The organism is Corynebacterium sp. HMSC074H12, assembly GCF_001813755.1.
Classification (GTDB): Bacteria; Actinomycetota; Actinomycetes; order Mycobacteriales; family Mycobacteriaceae; genus Corynebacterium; species Corynebacterium hiratae.
Genome location: NZ_KV813927.1, coordinates 103,247 through 119,342 on the forward strand (window position 1 = coordinate 103,247; position 16,096 = coordinate 119,342).

At 62.9% G+C, this 16,096-nt stretch carries 13 protein-coding genes; 9 read left to right on the forward strand and 4 right to left on the reverse strand.

Translation table 11 applies throughout. The features are described 5' to 3' along the window. Positions 1-153: 153 nt before the first annotated feature. Entirely contained in the window at positions 154-2,544 is a 2,391-nt protein-coding gene (locus tag HMPREF2932_RS08335) for a glycogen/starch/alpha-glucan phosphorylase (protein ID WP_049155336.1), read from the reverse strand. A gap of 99 nt (positions 2,545-2,643) precedes the next feature. Then, on the reverse strand, positions 2,644-3,852 hold the full coding sequence (locus HMPREF2932_RS08340; RefSeq protein WP_071409981.1) for an amidohydrolase: 1,209 nt from the start codon (positions 3,850-3,852) through the stop codon (positions 2,644-2,646). Positions 3,853-3,888: 36 nt separating this feature from the next. Between HMPREF2932_RS08340 and HMPREF2932_RS08345 the strand changes: the two genes are divergently transcribed. Beyond that, positions 3,889-4,287, forward strand: coding sequence for a hypothetical protein (locus HMPREF2932_RS08345; RefSeq protein ID WP_046648013.1), 399 nt, complete (start codon positions 3,889-3,891; stop codon positions 4,285-4,287). A gap of 34 nt (positions 4,288-4,321) precedes the next feature. Here the strand turns inward: HMPREF2932_RS08345 and HMPREF2932_RS08350 are convergent, their stop codons facing one another. Next, positions 4,322-5,440: a glycerate kinase gene (locus tag HMPREF2932_RS08350; protein ID WP_046648133.1), complete on the reverse strand. Its 1,119-nt coding sequence runs from the start codon at positions 5,438-5,440 to the stop codon at positions 4,322-4,324. A 171-nt stretch (positions 5,441-5,611) separates the two neighbouring features. Between HMPREF2932_RS08350 and gdhA the strand changes: the two genes are divergently transcribed. Continuing rightward, complete coding sequence (gene gdhA, locus HMPREF2932_RS08355; RefSeq protein ID WP_070512568.1) at positions 5,612-6,958, forward strand: NADP-specific glutamate dehydrogenase; 1,347 nt, start codon at positions 5,612-5,614, stop codon at positions 6,956-6,958. Between the two features lie 115 nt (positions 6,959-7,073). Next, complete coding sequence (locus HMPREF2932_RS08360; RefSeq protein ID WP_046648014.1) at positions 7,074-7,820, forward strand: DivIVA domain-containing protein; 747 nt, start codon at positions 7,074-7,076, stop codon at positions 7,818-7,820. Here the strand turns inward: HMPREF2932_RS08360 and HMPREF2932_RS08365 are convergent. Beyond that, positions 7,759-8,400 carry a hypothetical protein gene (locus tag HMPREF2932_RS08365; protein ID WP_230308876.1) on the reverse strand — a complete coding sequence of 214 codons (642 nt, stop codon included), beginning with the start codon at positions 8,398-8,400 and terminating at the stop codon, positions 7,759-7,761. The two genes, HMPREF2932_RS08360 and HMPREF2932_RS08365, sit on opposite strands and share 62 nt — an antisense overlap. 133 nt (positions 8,401-8,533) lie before the next feature. On the opposite strand from HMPREF2932_RS08365, the gene HMPREF2932_RS08370 reads away from it, so the two are divergent. Genes HMPREF2932_RS08370 through smc form a run of 6 tightly spaced genes read left to right on the forward strand, consistent with a single transcriptional unit; the run spans position 8,534 to position 16,084 of the window. Beyond that, positions 8,534-9,073, forward strand: coding sequence for a YceD family protein (locus tag HMPREF2932_RS08370; RefSeq protein WP_071409982.1), 540 nt, complete (start codon positions 8,534-8,536; stop codon positions 9,071-9,073). Next, positions 9,070-9,840 carry a ribonuclease III gene (rnc, locus tag HMPREF2932_RS08375; RefSeq protein WP_046648016.1) on the forward strand — a complete coding sequence of 257 codons (771 nt, stop codon included), beginning with the start codon at positions 9,070-9,072 and terminating at the stop codon, positions 9,838-9,840. Before HMPREF2932_RS08370 ends, rnc begins: the two co-directional genes overlap by 4 nt. Before the next feature lie 14 nt (positions 9,841-9,854). Then, entirely contained in the window at positions 9,855-10,703 is an 849-nt protein-coding gene (gene mutM / locus HMPREF2932_RS08380; protein WP_046648017.1) for a bifunctional DNA-formamidopyrimidine glycosylase/DNA-(apurinic or apyrimidinic site) lyase, read from the forward strand. 34 nt (positions 10,704-10,737) lie between these two features. Further along, positions 10,738-12,264, forward strand: a complete 1,527-nt coding sequence (locus HMPREF2932_RS08385) for an alanine/glycine:cation symporter family protein (RefSeq protein ID WP_046648018.1) — start codon at positions 10,738-10,740, stop codon at positions 12,262-12,264. Then, positions 12,265-12,570 (forward strand): acylphosphatase, encoded by a 306-nt coding sequence (locus HMPREF2932_RS08390; RefSeq protein WP_046648019.1) that lies wholly within the window; start codon positions 12,265-12,267, stop codon positions 12,568-12,570. A gap of 10 nt (positions 12,571-12,580) precedes the next feature. Further along, on the forward strand, positions 12,581-16,084 hold the full coding sequence (smc, locus tag HMPREF2932_RS08395) for a chromosome segregation protein SMC (RefSeq protein ID WP_071409983.1): 3,504 nt from the start codon (positions 12,581-12,583) through the stop codon (positions 16,082-16,084). Positions 16,085-16,096: the final 12 nt, after the last annotated feature.

Consider the following 16,096-nt stretch of genomic DNA (forward strand, 5'->3'; position numbering starts at 1 on the left):
TGTCGCAGATAAGCAGACAGCGCCGCCTCACCCCGGTTGCTTCCTTACCCACTAAGTGGGAAGGAGGAACGGTGGTGAGGCGGCGCTTTGTCTGTGAGGAAAGCCCGTCGAGGGGTTAATAGGCAACAGTGCGTCTATAAACCCCTTTTTTGTCTAGACGTTGGAAATGGGGGTCGGGGCCAGCTTCCACACCTCGTTGGCATAGTCAGCGATGGTGCGGTCGGAAGAGAAGCGCCCGGAGTAGCAGATGTTGAGCCAAGCCTTCTTGGCCCATGCCATCTCGTCAGCGTCATAGTCGGCAGCCATGCGGTCACGGGTCTCGCGGTAGTCTGCGAAATCTCCGAGGACGTAGTAGGTGTCCTGAGCGTGCTCACCAAAGCCATCGAGCAGCGAGGAGCGCAGATCCCCAAACATCCCGGCATTTTCAGAGCCCAACGTGCCATCGGTAAAGGCATCGAGGACGCGGGACAGGCCCGGAACAGTGTTGTAGAGCTCGCCCGGGTTGTACTCGGCGCGAAGCTGCGGGATCTCCTCGTTGCGGGCGCCGAAGATGTAGGCATTCTCTTCGCCCACTGCCTCGACGATCTCGACGTTGGCGCCATCCATCGTGCCCAGGGTCAGTGCACCGTTCATCATGAACTTCATGTTGGAGGTTCCGGAGGCCTCCTTGCCGGCCACGGAGATCTGCTCGGAGACATCGGCGGCAGGGATGATGTGCTCGGCAGGGGAGACGTTGTAGTTCTCCACAAAGACCACGTTGAGCACGTCCTTGGTGGCCGGGTCGTTGTTGACCAAGTCACCGATGGTGTTGATGAGCTTGATGATGGCCTTTGCGCGAACGTAGCCCGGGGCGGCCTTCGCGCCGAAAATGAAGGTGCGCTTCGGAACGGTTTCGCCGTCGACCTTGATACGGAAGTACAGGTCCAGAATGTACAGAGCGTTCATCAGCTGGCGCTTGTACTCGTGCAGGCGCTTGATCTGGACGTCGAAGATCGAATCCGGATCCACCGTGGCGCCTTGGTGTGCCTCAATCCATGCGGCAAAGTCCTGCTTGTTGGCGCGCTTGATGTTGATAAGCTGGCGCAGCACCTTCTCGTCCTCGGCCAAGGAATCCAGCTTGGCCAACTCGGTCAGATCGGTGACCCAGGCATCGGAACCAGCCTGCTCAGTGAGCAGGTCGGACAGGCGCGGGTTGCACATGCGCAGCCAGCGGCGCGGGGTGACGCCGTTGGTCTTGTTGTTGAACTTCTCCGGCCACAGTTCGTACCACTCAGACAGCGTGTCTGCCTTGATGATCTCGGTGTGCAGCGCCGCCACGCCGTTGATGGAGTAAGCGGCGTAGCAAGCAATCCATGCCATGTGGACGTGACCGTCGGACACCGGGGCCATGTAATCGATGCGGCCCTGGTCGAGGCCACGCTGGGCCATGTCCTCGCGGAAACGGCGGTCAATCTCTTCCACGAGCTCCCAGATGCGCCAGAAGAGCTTCTGGAAGATGGAGATCTCCCAGCTTTCCAGGGCCTCTGCCAGCACCGTGTGGTTGGTGTAGGCAAAGGTCTCGGTGACGACCTTCCATGCCTCGTCCCAGCCCATTCCGTGTTCGTCGAGAAGCAGGCGGAGCAACTCTGGAATGGCCAGCACGGGGTGGGTGTCATTGAGCTGGATGCAGTTGTACTCAGCGAAGCCGGTGAGGTCCTCGCCGTGGTGCTCGATGTAGTTGTCGATCATCTGCTGCAGCGAAGCCGATACGAAGAAGTACTGCTGACGAACGCGCAGAACCTTGCCCTCGTAGGTGGTGTCGTTGGGGTAGAGCACGCGGCAGATGTCCATGACGCGCTCGCGCTCCACGATGGCCTCGGTGAAGCGCTGCGAGTTGAAGGCGTCGTAATCGAACTCATCGATGGGTTCGGACTTCCACAAGCGCAGCGTGCCCACGTTGTCGGTTCCATAGCCGGTAATCGGCATGTCATAGGGGATAGCGCGGACATCCATGTCATCGAAATGGACCAGGCGCTGCTCGGAGGCGCGGCGAATGATGAAGTCATAGCCATTCTCCATCCACGCATCCGGCTCTTCGCGCTGGAAGCCGTTGTCAAAGGACTGACGGAACAGGCCGTAGCGGTAGAGCAGACCGTAGCCGGTGACGGGGAAGTCTTGGGTGACAGCGGAGTCGAGGAAGCAGGCAGCCAGGCGGCCCAAACCGCCGTTTCCTAGCGCGGCATCGTGCTCGGCCTCGAGGACATCGGCCAACTCGTGGCCGGTGGCCTGGGTGGCGGCGCGGGCCTCGTCGACGAGGCCGATGTTGGTGAGGTTGTTGAGCAGGGCTCGACCCTGCAGGAATTCAGCCGAGAAGTAGTGCTGCTGGCGGGTGGCGGCGTAGGCGCTGCGGGTGGCTTCCCAGTTGTCCGCAATCTGCTCCATTACCGAGGAGGACAGGCCGGACCAGAACTTGCGGTTGGTGGCAGCGGTGGGGGAGACGCCGGCGGCGGCGCGGACGTGTCCGGGAACTGCGGTCTGAAAATCGGAGTGCTGGGGTTGACTCATGAGAATCCTTCACCTTAGGCATAAAAAATGCGGAAAAATACCAACTCCCAAGCTTAACCAGTTCCGTACTCACTCGCAGACCGCGCTGAGTACGGAAAACTAGTTCCCAAGGAAAGACAGCACGGCGGCAGCCCCAGCGCGGGTGGCCGAGCTCATGGTGGGCTCATAGTCCGGGAGGAACGTGGACTGATGGTTGACCGGCGGGTTGTCTAGGAGGTCCTCCGGTGTGGAGCCGATGAACCAGAAGTAGTACGGCACGCCCCAGGCCTGCGGGAGGTAGCAGAAATCCTCGGACACAGTGGAGGGCGTGGCAGTGACGGAGAGATCACCGAAGACCGCGTCGAAGGCCGAGCGAACGGTTTCATGTGCGGCGGCGTCGTTGTCGGTGACTTCGCCGTGGGCGAAATACTCAAAGGTGGGCTCTGCTGGGCATCCCGACGCTTCACATTCAGCGCGCACCATGCGCTCGAGGGAGGCGTAGACTCGCTTGGCCAACTCCGGCTTGTAGTAACGGGTGTTGAGCACCAGCTCGGCGCTGCCCGGAATGATGTTGTTCTTATCGCCCGAGTGCAGCTCGCCCACCGAGATGACGAAGAAGTCATGGGGAGGTACTTCGCGGCCGACGATGGCTTGCAGGCGGGTCACCACCATGGCGGCCACGTAGGACGGATCGATGGCCTCATGCGGCATGGAGGCGTGCGCGGAGCGCCCCGTGATGCGGATGCGGAGGGAGTCGCAACCGGCCAGGATGGGCCCGGCGGTGGACTGCACTTGGCCGGCGGGACCGGGCATGACGTGTTGTCCTAGGCAAACATCCGGGGTGGGGACTCGGTCGGTGAGTCCGTCAGCAATCATGTACTTGGCGCCCATGGATGATTCCTCCGCCGGCTGGAATAGTGCTAGGAAGGTGCCGCGCCAGGCCGCACGGTGGGCGTCGAGAATCGCGCACGCACCGAGCAGTGCGGTGGCGTGTACGTCGTGCCCGCACGCGTGCATTGCCCCGTTGGTGGCGGCGAAGGGCACGCCGGTTTCCTCGGTCACGGGGAGGGCATCAAAGTCGGCACGCATCAAGGCGGTGGGGCCGTCGCCATTGCGGAAAATCGCGACGATGCCGTGGCCGCCGATGCCGGTGACGAGCTCGCAGTCGTAGTTCTCTAGTTGTTCGAGGATGCGCCCGGCGGTGCGTTCCTCCTCGTGGGACAGCTCCGGGTGGGCATGCAGATCTTCGTAGAAGGCGCGTTGCCAGCTGAGATCAACGGCGTCCTCCGAAAGGAGTGCAGTCAGCGTGGAAAGTGTGGGATCTGCCATAGTTACCGTCCTTGAAGTTTGGGTAGGGTTACCTACATGCCAATGATTCACTTTGATGTTCTGGTGCCGGATGCCCAAGCGGAGCGTGTGGCCGAAATCTTTAGCACTGCCACCCGTAAGTTGGTGGAGAACAACTCGCTGGCCTCTGCAGAGGTTACTCGCGTGCCTGAGCCTGTATTCCCAGAGGGGTTGGAAGAACAGCTGCGCCAGACTTACCGTGAGGAACACGAAGAGCGGGACCTGGAGGGGGCAAACGTGTATCGCTACGCCATCGCCGTCGATGGCGTGACGGGGTCCGTTAACCAGCTGACGATGGTCCTCGCGCGCCTGCTGACCCCGCATGCGGTGCTACCGAAAGATCATGTGTTGCTGGAAGATGAGCTCGCCCACGAGCGCCCGGCTATCTTCCCGTGGGCGGTGCAGGTAGCCCCTTAACTTCCTGCAGAAAGCTTTAATTCTGCAGGAAGCTCTAATTCTGCAGGAAGTTCAGCACAAGACGCTCGGCCGCGGCGCTCAGTTGCTCGGCCACGCTAGCGTGCGCGTCGCCGTCGAGCTCTTCGAGTAGCGCGCCCTGCGGTGCCGGGGCGGTAGCGGAGCCGGCGATGATGCCGAGAGTGGGCGGTCCAGTGAGCTCGGCCAGCGTGCCTACCACCTTTCCGGTGAGTGATTGTTCGTCGAAGCGGCCTTCGCCGGTCAGGACGAGGTCCGCCTCGGCGATGCGGGCGGGAAGATCGAGGGCCTCAGCTACATAGCGGCCGCCCGGCACGATGCGGCAGTGCTCCGAGGTGCCCCAGAGTGTGCGCGAAAGCCAGCTCAGGGCGATGGGGATACCGCCGGCGGCACCAAAGAACTCGGCCTCCGGATCGGTGTCCGTGACCTCGCACAATCGCAGCATCGCGCCGGCTAGGAGCGCGACCTGGTCGCCCTTGGCCCCCTTCTGCGGCCCATACATTGTTGCGGCCTGGATGGGCACGGCGCGGGTATCGGTGACCAAAGTGTAGTCCAACATGGCCGCCTTCATGTTTAGTTGCGCCGTGTCGATGTGGTCGAGGTTGACCAGCGGAGCACCCCCTTTGGGGAGGGCATAGCCGCGGGCATCGTGTGCGGCGGCGCCGAGTGCGGCGAGGATGCCGAGCCCGCCGTCGATGCTGGCGCTACCGCCGAGGCCGAGAACGATGTGCTTGGCGCCGCGCGATTCGGCATCGGCCACCAACACGCCCGTGCCATAGGAGTCCGCATGCAGCGGGTCGAGGGCATCGGAGACAGCAGGCAGCCCAGTGGCGGCGGCGACGTCGATGAAGGCTGTATCGCCGACGAGCTGATAGCTGGCCTCGGTGAGGCGTCCAACAGCATCGGTAGTTGGCAGCGTAATGGTCTGGCCCGCAGTGCCGTGGCGAGCCACGGCGGCACTAGCGAGAACCTCCGCGGTTCCCTCGCCACCATCGGCCGTGGGAAGGGCATGTACCTTCGCCGTGTCGGCATACGGGGAGGAGCTCAGCGCGCGGCGCGCGCCGAGTGCAATGGCAGCAGCGGCTTCGGCGGCGGTGGCGGTGCCTTTAAAGGAATCGGGGGCAACAAGAATGCGCATGTTCACGAGTATATGGCAGAGATGTGAGAAAAAATTTTCGCGCTCTGACCAGCCTTTAAGGCGCGCCGCAGTACGGACGTCTTGCAATTTAGGTCAATTGATAGAAAACTATCGTTTGTTCAATGGATGACGCACCGACCGCGAGGCACGGTGTCGAATGAAAGGATAGCCATGTCCATCGACCAGCAAATCTCCGACTATTACAGCAAGCTCCTCAAGCGTAATGCGGGCGAACCGGAATTCCACCAGGCGCTCGCTGAGGTGCTTGACTCCCTGAAGATCGTCCTCAACAAGGACCCGCACTATGCTGATTACGGCCTGGTCGAGCGTCTATGCGAACCCGAGCGCCAGCTCATCTTCCGCGTTCCATGGGTAGATGACAGCGGCCAGATTCAGGTTAACCGTGGCTTCCGCGTGCAGTTTAACTCCGCCCTCGGCCCCTACAAGGGCGGCCTGCGCTTCCACCCGAGTGTGAACTTGGGCATCATCAAGTTCCTCGGCTTCGAGCAGATTTTTAAGAACTCCCTGACCGGCCTGCCTATCGGTGGTGGCAAGGGCGGTTCCGACTTCGACCCGAAGGGTAAGTCCGATGCCGAGGTCATGCGCTTCTGCCAGTCCTTCATGACGGAGCTACACAACCACATCGGCGAATACCGCGATGTCCCGGCCGGCGATATCGGCGTGGGCGGCCGCGAAATCGGTTTCCTGTTCGGGCAGTACCGCCGGCTGGAAGGCAAGCATGAGTCTGGCGTTCTTACCGGCAAGGGTCTGTCCTGGGGTGGCTCCCTCGTGCGTACCGAGGCTACCGGTTACGGCCTGGTGTATCTGACCTCGGAGATGATGAAGACCCATGGTGAGTCCTTCGACGGCGCCAAGGTTATTGTCTCCGGCTCCGGCAACGTCGCCATCTACGCCGCTGAAAAGGTGCAACAGCTCGGCGGTACCGTCGTCGCGATGTCTGACTCCTCCGGCTACATCACCACCCCGAACGGTGTGGACCTGGAGCTGCTCAAGGAGATTAAAGAAGTCCGCCGCGAGCGCATTTCCACCTACGCCGGCGAAGCGGGTGCAGGCGTGGAGTACCACGAAGGCGGCAACGTATGGGAGGTGAGCGCCGACGTTGCCCTGCCGTGCGCTACCCAAAACGAACTTGACGGTGACGATGCCAAGCTTCTGGTGAAGAATCAGGTCCGCTATGTTGCCGAAGGTGCGAACATGCCGTGTACCCCGGAGGCAGCGCACTACTTTGTGGAAAGTGGCATCGCCTTCGCGCCGGGTAAGGCCGCGAATGCGGGCGGCGTGGCGACCTCCGCGCTAGAGATGCAGCAGAATGCGTCCCGTGACTCCTGGTCCTTCGAATACACCGACCAGCGCCTGCACGAGATCATGTCCAACATCTTCCGCAACATTGACAAGACCTCCAAGGAATATGGCTTGGAGGGCGACTACGTTGCCGGCGCCAACATCGCAGGCTTCAAGAAGGTGGCCGACGCCATGCTGGCACAGGGCGTTATCTAGCCCCGCTCCTGTCCTCTATTGCCAGGTTGAGCCTCCCCGCCTAGCGGGGAGGTTTTCGCCGTTTTGCCCGCGTGGGATACGTGGTGGTGCGCTCTTGCTTGGATAGTCTGGTGCCATGTACCGCGTATTTGAGTCCCTCGATGAACTTGTTCGCAACCTGGAACAGGCCTATGCCGTTCCCATGACCTCCAATTGCATGGTTCCGCGCCACGAGATGCTGGCGCTTCTCGACGATCTCCGCAACGCCCTCCCCGTTGAAATGGATGATGCCCAAGATGTTCTGGACAAGCAGGATGAGATCCTGCAGGGTGCCGAGGAACGCGCGAACCAAATCATTTCCGATGCCAACGCAGAAGCCGATGACACCGTTACCCGTGCGCGCGAGGACTCCGACGCCATGCTGGCCGACGCCCAGCACCGCGCCACCACCATGGTGGCCCAGGCAGAAGATGAGGCCACCAACCTCGTAGAAAACGCGCGCTCTGATGCCGAGCGCACCCGCGCCCAGGCAGATGAGGAGTACCAGCGCACCGTTGCTGCGGGCCAAGCTGAGCAGGACCGTTTGGTCTCTGAATCCGAAGTTGTGCGCCGCGCCGACGACGAAGCGCACCGCATCGTGGAATCCGCCCACTCCGAATCCAACCGACTGCGCACCGAGTGCGATGAATTCGTCGACGCCAAGCTGGCGGAATTCGAAACCACCTTGTCGGATCTCCTGCGCACCGTCAACAACGATCGCTCTGCCCTGCGGCGAGGCGCCGGTGTGCGCTCCCGCGGGGAGTCCCGCGGCGAGGGGCGCACTAGTGCGCGCGAACACCGCGAGCCGGGGCGCCGTGCACCCCGCGCGCCGCGCGACTACTAACGTGAACTAACGCGCGTGCCTCCTCCGCGCGGCGGATACGGGCGGCTTCCTTAGCTGACATGGTGCTCAGTGCCGCGGCAAGTCCGGCGGAGATGAGGCCTGGGAGTGCATAGAGCAGCCACATGATGCCGAAATTCGTGTCTACGGCGTGGGGTTCTGAGAGAGGGCCCCAGGCGGCGTCGGCAAGCATCAGCAACACATCCACCGCCCCGACGGTGAGCATCATCAATCCAATCCCCATGCTGGCGGCCGAAAAGGACTCCCGCGCGCCCCACGCGATGAGCGCAGCAAAAAGCGAGAACAGCGCTGAAGAAATAATGACAATTGGCCCAAAGTGCAGGGGGAGAAGAGACACGGCGCCGACGATCACACCTGCGAGGGCACTGGCGAGAGCCACGCGGTGCAAGGAAAGGCCGGCATCGCCAAAGATGCTGGGGCGGTGTCGAGTGATGACGTGGCGGCACGCCACCCCGGCAACGGCCAGTGCTACGGCGGGGACAAGGCACTGCAGCGGAAAGCTGAGTGCGAGGTCGCGTGCCGTGGCGGCCAGAGGCGCCGTGCCCGTAGCGGTGTAGCTCATGGGCCTTTAGGCTAAAAGCCTGAAGCGGAAGAATCGAGGCTTTTGTGCAAGTGCTTAAGTGGCTATGACCCTGCGTTCAGGTCCTTGCCAGTCTAGGGCGCAGGGGGCAGCACAGGGTAAGCTGGTGGGCGCTATGAAATCACCATTGAAGTTCGACGTGACGGAATTGCTCCGCAGCCAAGGAACCGAGACGCTGCCTGAGCACCGCGTGCAGACCGGACCCGCGCCAGAGCGCATCGGCGTGGAAATGATCGGCGTCCCGGAAGGCGCTGAAGTCACGGTGGAAGCCACCTTGACCCCGTTGGGCTCCGGCGTGTTGGTGGACGCTGATGTCACCGGCACCCTCAGCGGCGAATGCGCACGCTGCTTGGCTGAGCTACACCCAGAGATGGATCTCCACGTGTCCCAGGTGTTTTCCGCAGACGAATCCTTCGTCGGCGGGGATGAGAGCGAGGAAGAGGATCGCGGTTCGGGCGATGAGGTACCCGAGATTCAGGACGGGATTCTTGACCTCCTGCAGACCGTGATCGATGAGGCAGGGTTGTCCCTTCCGTTTGCCCCAACGTGCGAAGGCGGCTGCGAGGTGGACGTGCCCGAAGGTGTGACCACGGGGGTATCCGGGGAAGAAGAACGCGTTGATCCGCGGTGGTCCGGGCTGGAGAAATTCCTATGAGCAAGAAGAAGAAACTGACCGGTGAGCAGGCCCTTGCCGCAGCATTCGCGGAGGTAGACCACGCCCCGTTGCTGAAAGCACTCGGCGTGGAGCTCAGCGATGAGCTGCTGTGTTTGGCGCTGACACACCGCTCCTTTGCTAATGAGAACGGGCACCTTCCCAACAATGAGCGCTTGGAGTTCCTGGGGGACGCGGTCTTGGGCTTGTCCGTCGCGGCCAAGCTCTACGACAAGTACCCCTCGCGCCCCGAGTCGGATATTTCCAAGATGCGCGCGTCCATCGTGTCGCGCTACGGGTTGTCTGACGTGGCCCGTGAGATTGGCGTGGGCGACCACGTCTTGTTGGGCAAAGGCGAGCAAGCCACTGGAGGACGCGACAAGGATTCCATCTTGGCCGATACCACCGAGGCCATCCTGGGCGCTATTTACCGTCAACATGGCTTCGAGGTCGCCCGCGGGGTGGTGCTGAAGCTGTTCGCCGCCAAGATCGACAACGCCGTGGTGTCCGGTCGGCACATGGACTGGAAGACGACCTTGCAGGAGCTGTGCGCTGAGTTGAAGGCCGCGATGCCGGTCTATTCAGCCACGTCGACGGGTCCTGAGCACGATCAAACCTTCAACGCCGTGGCCACCGTGGCCGGTTTGACCGTCGGCCGGGGGACGGGCCACAACAAGAAGCTCGCTGAGCAGCAGGCGGCGGAGGAAGCGTGCCAAACCTTGCGTGAGACGCCGTTGCTGGTGCAGGGCACCGCCGGCAAAGAAAGCTAAAACACGAGGACTCGATGCCAGAACTTCCCGAAGTTGAGTCCGTCCGCCGCGGGCTCGAGCCTTATGTTGTGGGGCGCTCCTTCGCAGCAGTAGAGGTTCTCCACCCGCGCGCTAACCGGGGCCAGGAAGCGCCGCTGTCCGCGCTGCTGGTGGGCAGGAAGATTGCCGCGGTGGCGCGCCGCGGCAAGTTCATGTGGCTGGAGTTCGCCGACGAGGACCACACTGACCCGGCACGCGATGTGCTCTTCATCCACCTCGGTATGTCGGGGCAGGTGCGGATCGGTGAGGTAGATTCGCCGCATGTGCGTATCGCCGCCGTGCTTGACGACGCCACCCGCCTCAGCTTCGTGGACCAGCGCACCTTCGGCTATTGGCGTCTCGGGCCATGGCTGACCATGGCGCATATCGCTCCCGATCCTCTCGAAGCAGACTTTGACCTTACAGCGGCAGGGCGGCGCCTGCGCGCGAAGCGCACCGCGGTCAAGGTAGCTCTGCTCGACCAAACGGTGCTCAGCGGGGTGGGCAATATCTATGCCGATGAGGCGTTGTGGGCGGCCCAGATTTCTCCGCTCAAGAAGGCTAGCGCCCTGCGGCAGCGCGATGCCGTCGCGGTGATATCCGCGGCCGGTGATGTCATGCGCGCGGCGCTCGCCGTTGGCGGAACTAGCTTTGACGCGTTGTACGTCAACGTCAACGGTGAATCCGGATATTTTGACCGTTCCTTACATGCCTATGGCAGGGGTGGCCAGCCCTGTGATCGCTGCGGTGAGGAAATCGTGAAAACCGTGCTTGGCGGGCGTGGGACCCACTACTGCCCGTCCTGTCAGCGCCGCGGAGAGGGGAGGCTGCCCGCGGCCAACTAGGACGATTCTGGTGTGAGTTATTAATGTGTAACGCATGCAAGAAATCTTCAGCACCGTGATCGGTGTCATTAACGACAGCCTGTGGTCTTATGTCCTGCCATGGCTGCTCATTGCCGCGGGCCTCTTCTTCGGCATCCGCACCGTCTTGGTGCAGATCCGTATGGTGCCGGACATGTTCAAGGCGGTCGTCGAAAAGCCCAAGGGCGTCGGTGCCGATGAGGATGCCGACTATGGCGGAATCTCCGCCTTCAAGGCATTCACCATTTCGGCAGCCTCCCGCGTGGGCACCGGCAACGTCGCGGGCGTGGCCGTGGCCATCTCCGTGGGCGGGCCCGGTGCGGTGTTCTGGATGTGGCTCATCGCCATCCTTGGTGGCGCGACTGCATTCGTCGAGTCCACTTTGGCGCAGCTATGGAAGGTGCGTGAAGGGGATACCTACCGTGGTGGCCCCGCCTACTACATGTCCCGCGGCTTGGGCTGGAAGCCTCTGGCGACCATCTTCTCCGTCGCCATCGCCATTACTTTTGGCTGGTTCTACAACGCTTTCCAGACCAACGCTATCTCCGATTCCTTGGCGGCCTCCTTCGGGCAGGATTCCAGTGCTTTCAAGGCAGGCGTGGGCATCGCCGTCGTCGCAGTGTCCGGTCTCATCATCATCGGTGGCGTGCAGCGCATCGCCTCGATGACTCAGTTCATCGTGCCCTTCATGGCCGGTGCTTACCTCATCATGGGCATCATCGTGGTGGTCCTGAACTTTGACAAGGTGCCGGACATGCTTGCCTCCATCATTGGATCGGCGTTCGGCTTCCGCGAAGCTGCCGGCGCGACCGTGGGCATGGCGATGCTCAAGGGTATCCAGCGTGGTTTGTTCTCCAACGAAGCGGGTGAAGGTTCTGCTCCAAACGCAGCAGCTACCGCGACGGTGTCCCACCCAGTCAAGCAGGGCCTCGTGCAGACCCTCGGCGTGTACTTCGACACCCTGGTGGTGTGTACGATTACCGCCTTCATCATCCTGCTGGGTACTGATTTCGAGCGTTTCGGTTCCGATGCGATTGAGGGTGTAACCCTGACCCAGAATGCGCTCTCCGGTGTGGTGGGTGAGTGGGGCATCCACTTTGTCACCTTCATCCTCTTCTTCCTCGCCTTCTCCTCGATTCTGGGCAACTACTACCTTGCCGAGTCCAACGTGGAGTACCTCTCTGAGAAGAAGTCGGTGCTGTGGATCTTCCGTCTCATCGTGTTGGCCTTCGTCTTCTACGGTGCAGTGGCCCCGCTGGGCACCGTGTTCGACCTGGCCGATACCGGCGCTGCCATCATGGTTCTGCTCAACGTGTGCGCCATCGTGCCGCTGTCGGGCGTGGCCATCAAGCTGCTGAAGAACTACAACGAACAGCGCCGCAAGGGCCTGGATCCCGTCTTCCACCGTGATATGCTGCCGGAACTGCAGAACGTCGAGTGCTGGGATGGCACGGATCCGGTAACCCGCCGCAGCGCGGAGGACCGCCGCCGTCTCAAGCACGAGCATGACTTGGGTGACCGCACGAACTTGAGGGAGTACTAGATGACGCAGCAGGCAGCGGCCACAGGGAATGAGCGGCTCACGGCTTTCGTCCATGGCCACGTCCAAGGCGTGGGCTTTCGCTGGTGGACGCGTTCCCGGGCACTCGAACTAGGGCTGGCAGGACACGCGACGAACCTGCAGGATGGCCGCGTCCAGGTGGTTGCTGAAGGGCCGCGTGCTGATTGCGAGAAGCTGCTGGCCTTGCTGCGTGAAGAACCGTCGACCACCCACCGCCCAGGCGTAGTGAACGCCGTGGTGGAGCAGTGGGCCGCACCGCGCGGTGAGTCGGGCTTCATCGAGCGCTAAACTAAACCGAATGCACCTCAAATCGCTCACGCTCAAAGGATTCAAGTCCTTCGCGTCCGCGACGAACCTGAAATTCGAGCCCGGCATCTGCGCCGTGGTGGGCCCAAATGGCTCGGGTAAATCGAACGTCGTCGATGCGCTCGCGTGGGTCATGGGTGAAGGCAGCGCCAAGACGCTGCGCGGCGGCAAGATGCAGGACGTCATCTTTGCCGGCGCCGGGGACCGCAAGGCCCTCGGCCGCGCCGAGGTTACGCTGACGATTGACAATTCCGATGGCGCCTTGCCCATCGAGTATTCGGAGGTCTCCGTCACCCGCCGCATGTTCCGGGATGGCGCGAGCGAATATGAGATCAATGGGGCGAAGGCGCGCCTCATGGATATTCAAGAGCTGCTGTCTGATTCCGGCATTGGCCGCGAGATGCACATCATCGTGGGCCAGGGAAAGCTGGCGGAGATTCTGGAATCCCGCCCGGAGGATCGCCGCGCCTATATCGAAGAAGCCGCGGGCGTGCTGAAGCACCGCCGCCGCAAGGAAAAAGCGCAGCGCAAGCTGACCGGCATGCAGGCCAACCTGGATCGCCTGCAGGACTTGACCGATGAGCTGGGCAAACAACTCAAGCCCTTGGCGCGCCAAGCGGAGGCCGCCCAGCGCGCAGCAACCGTGCAGGCGGATTTGCGGGATGCCCGCCTGCGTCTTGCCGGCGACCGCGTAGTGCGGTTGCGCGCGACATTCGACGACGCTGAAAAGCGCGCGGCGGTGCTCGCCGAGCAGGTCGAGGAAGTGACAGCCCAGCTGGAAGAGGCGACCGAAATCCAGCTCGAGGTAGAAGCCGAGCTGGGGGATGTCACTCCGCGCGCGGAGGCCGCGCAGAAGCTGTGGTTCGAGCTCTCGACGCTGTCGGAGCGTATCTCCGCCACGCAGCGTATCGCGGCCGAGCGCGCCAGCAACGTTGGCTCACAGGTCGCCTACGCGGGCCAGGATCCGGATGAGTTGGAGGCACGCGCCCAGCGGGCCGACGAGGAGCATGATGAGTTGCTGGCCGCGGCCGAGGAGGCGGCGGAGCGTCTGGAATCGATCCGGGAGGAAGTGGCTGAGCGCCGGGAAGCCTTCGAGGCCGCCGATAAGGAACACATGGCGCAGCTGCGCGCCATTGCGGATCGCCGCGAAGGCGTGGTTCGCCTCATCGCCGCTGAGGAGAACTTAGCCGGTCAAGTAAGTTCCGCGGAGTCCGAGTTGGCGCGGCAGGAAGAGACGCTGGCGAACACGAAAGCCCGTACCAGGGGAGCACAGGCGGAAGCCGATGAGGTGGCGGACAAGCTGGAGCACCTGGCCGCCGAGCGTGAGCCACTGGAGGAAGCGCATGTGCGCGCGGCCAGCGAATCCGCAGCGGCCGATAAACGCTTGGAACAGCTGCGTGACGCACAGCGGCAACACGAGCGCAGCGTGTACAGCTTGCGCGCGCGCATCGATACCCTAGGCCAGACCGTTCCAGAAGCACTGGATCTCGGTGAGGGCTTTAAACCTCTCGCGGAGTTCATCTCCACGCGTTATGAGACGGCCGTTGCGGCAGCACTCGGCTCCTTCGCCGAAGCCCAAGCCGGCGCGGTGAGCGGGGACATCGTGCGCGATCTCGCTGCGGCGAGCCGCACGCCGCTGATCGACGTCGCCGCGGAACCCACCGGTTCAGCCTGGCGCCTTGACGCGGACTTGCCCTCCGGGGCGAGCTGGCTGCTGGACCAGATGGTCTTGGTCCCAGAAGTCTCAGCGGCGGTGACGCGCTTGCTCTCCGACGTGGTCCTCGTCGATGACTATGCCGCAGCCCGCGAGCTCATCGCGGAGGATCCGCGCCTGCGAGCTGTGACCCCTGAGGGCCTGCTCGTCGGCGAAGGTTGGGTAGAGGCCGGAACTGGAGCTGCCTCGACGGTGGAGGTGAGCGGCCAGATTACGGAGGCCGAGCAACAGCTGGAGACCGCCACCCATGAGCTGGAAGAACTATCCGGCACGCTGGAAGGCGCGAAGCTGGCGGCGGACGATGCGCGCGTGGGTGCGGCGAGCGCCAAGGCCGCGCTACGGGAACACGATCACGAGTTAGAGGCGTGGAAGCGCGATCACCAGCGCTTGCTCAAGCAGTACGAAGCAAACAAGGCTGAGCACGAGAAGGCCGCCGCCCGCGCCACGGATATCGAGGTGCAGTTGGCCCGCCTGCGCGAGGAGCTGGCGGAGGCGCGTGACCGCTTGTCGCGCGTGGACGCTGAAGAGCAGGCTGATGAACCCTCCTCGGTGGAACGCGATGCTGCCTCGACGGCCCTCGAACAGGTCAAGGCCATGGAGGTGGAGGCCCAGCTGGCGGCCCGCAGCGCCGAAGAGAAGGTCGGCCAGGCAGCGGGTAGGGGAGAGGCCCTTCGGCGCCAAGCCCAGCACGAGCGCCAGGCCAAAGCTCGCCACGATCAGGCCATGGCCCGCCGGCAAGCGCAGGCGAGGTTGGCGGGGGCCGTCGACAAGCATGCCCAAGATTTGGCCGCCCGGACCGCGCAGGCACTCGAGCGGGCCGCCGAGGAACGCGATGAGCTGGTCACCCAGCGCGGCGTGCTGCAAGGCCGTGCACAATCGGCGAAGCAAGCGGTCTCCTCGACCCGCCAGCAGCTGGATCGCCTGACCGACTCCGCGCATAACTCCGAGATCGCCCGCAGCCAAGCGCAGGTGCGCGTGGATGAGGCCGAGGAAAAAATCGTGGAGCAGCTCGGCATTGCGATTCCCGACCTGCTCAAGGACTACACCCCGGGGGAGGATTTCGATCGTTCCGCCGAAACTAAGCGGTTGAAGCAAGCCGAGAAGGACCTCAATTCCTTGGGTAAGGTCAACCCGCTGGCCTTGGAGGAGTACAAGGCACTGGAGGAGCGCTATAGCTTCCTCTCCACGCAGCTGGATGATGTGATCCAGGCGCGCAAGGACTTGGCAGGCGTTATTGAAGACGTCGACGCGCAGATCCTGCAGCTGTTCACGGATGCCTGGCACGACGTGGAAGCGGAGTTTCCCAAGGTCTTCCAGACGCTGTTCCCCGGAGGCGAGGGTCGCCTCATCCTCACGGAGCCGGATGACATGCTGGCCACCGGCATCGAGGTGGAGGCCCGCCCGCCGGGTAAGAAGGTGAAGCGCTTGTCGCTGTTGTCTGGTGGCGAGAAGTCCTTGACAGCCCTGGCTATGCTCGTGGCGATTTTCCGCGCGCGCCCCTCACCGTTCTACGTCATGGACGAGGTGGAAGCCGCGCTTGACGACGTCAACCTGCGCCGTCTCATCGCCCTTTTCGAGGAGCTGCGTAAGGATTCCCAGCTCATCGTCATCACCCACCAGAAGCCGACGATGGACGTGGCCAACGTGCTGTATGGCGTCACGATGCGCGGCGATGGCGTGACGCGCGTGATTTCGCAGCGCATGTCTCGCGCCGGTGAGGCGCCGGGCACAGCACAGGCGGCGGAGGATGCCACGCGTCTCGGCGTGGATGCCCCGCGCTAGGGCGGGGCTTGC

Bases quoted from the DNA above. Each gene is read 5' to 3' on its own strand.
- smc (WP_071409983.1), top strand. From the start codon at position 12,581: ATGCACCTCAAATCGCTCACGCTCAAAGGATTCAAGTCCTTCGCGTCC.
- HMPREF2932_RS08385 (WP_046648018.1), top strand. From the start codon at position 10,738: ATGCAAGAAATCTTCAGCACCGTGATCGGTGTCATTAACGACAGCCTG.
- HMPREF2932_RS08335 (WP_049155336.1), bottom strand. From the start codon at position 2,544: ATGAGTCAACCCCAGCACTCCGATTTTCAGACCGCAGTTCCCGGACAC.
- HMPREF2932_RS08390 (WP_046648019.1), top strand. From the start codon at position 12,265: ATGACGCAGCAGGCAGCGGCCACAGGGAATGAGCGGCTCACGGCTTTC.
- mutM (WP_046648017.1), top strand. From the start codon at position 9,855: ATGCCAGAACTTCCCGAAGTTGAGTCCGTCCGCCGCGGGCTCGAGCCT.
- HMPREF2932_RS08340 (WP_071409981.1), bottom strand. From the start codon at position 3,852: ATGGCAGATCCCACACTTTCCACGCTGACTGCACTCCTTTCGGAGGAC.
- gdhA (WP_070512568.1), top strand. From the start codon at position 5,612: ATGTCCATCGACCAGCAAATCTCCGACTATTACAGCAAGCTCCTCAAG.
- HMPREF2932_RS08350 (WP_046648133.1), bottom strand. From the start codon at position 5,440: ATGCGCATTCTTGTTGCCCCCGATTCCTTTAAAGGCACCGCCACCGCC.
- HMPREF2932_RS08370 (WP_071409982.1), top strand. From the start codon at position 8,534: ATGAAATCACCATTGAAGTTCGACGTGACGGAATTGCTCCGCAGCCAA.
- HMPREF2932_RS08365 (WP_230308876.1), bottom strand. From the start codon at position 8,400: ATGAGCTACACCGCTACGGGCACGGCGCCTCTGGCCGCCACGGCACGC.
- HMPREF2932_RS08345 (WP_046648013.1), top strand. From the start codon at position 3,889: ATGCCAATGATTCACTTTGATGTTCTGGTGCCGGATGCCCAAGCGGAG.
- HMPREF2932_RS08360 (WP_046648014.1), top strand. From the start codon at position 7,074: ATGTACCGCGTATTTGAGTCCCTCGATGAACTTGTTCGCAACCTGGAA.
- rnc (WP_046648016.1), top strand. From the start codon at position 9,070: ATGAGCAAGAAGAAGAAACTGACCGGTGAGCAGGCCCTTGCCGCAGCA.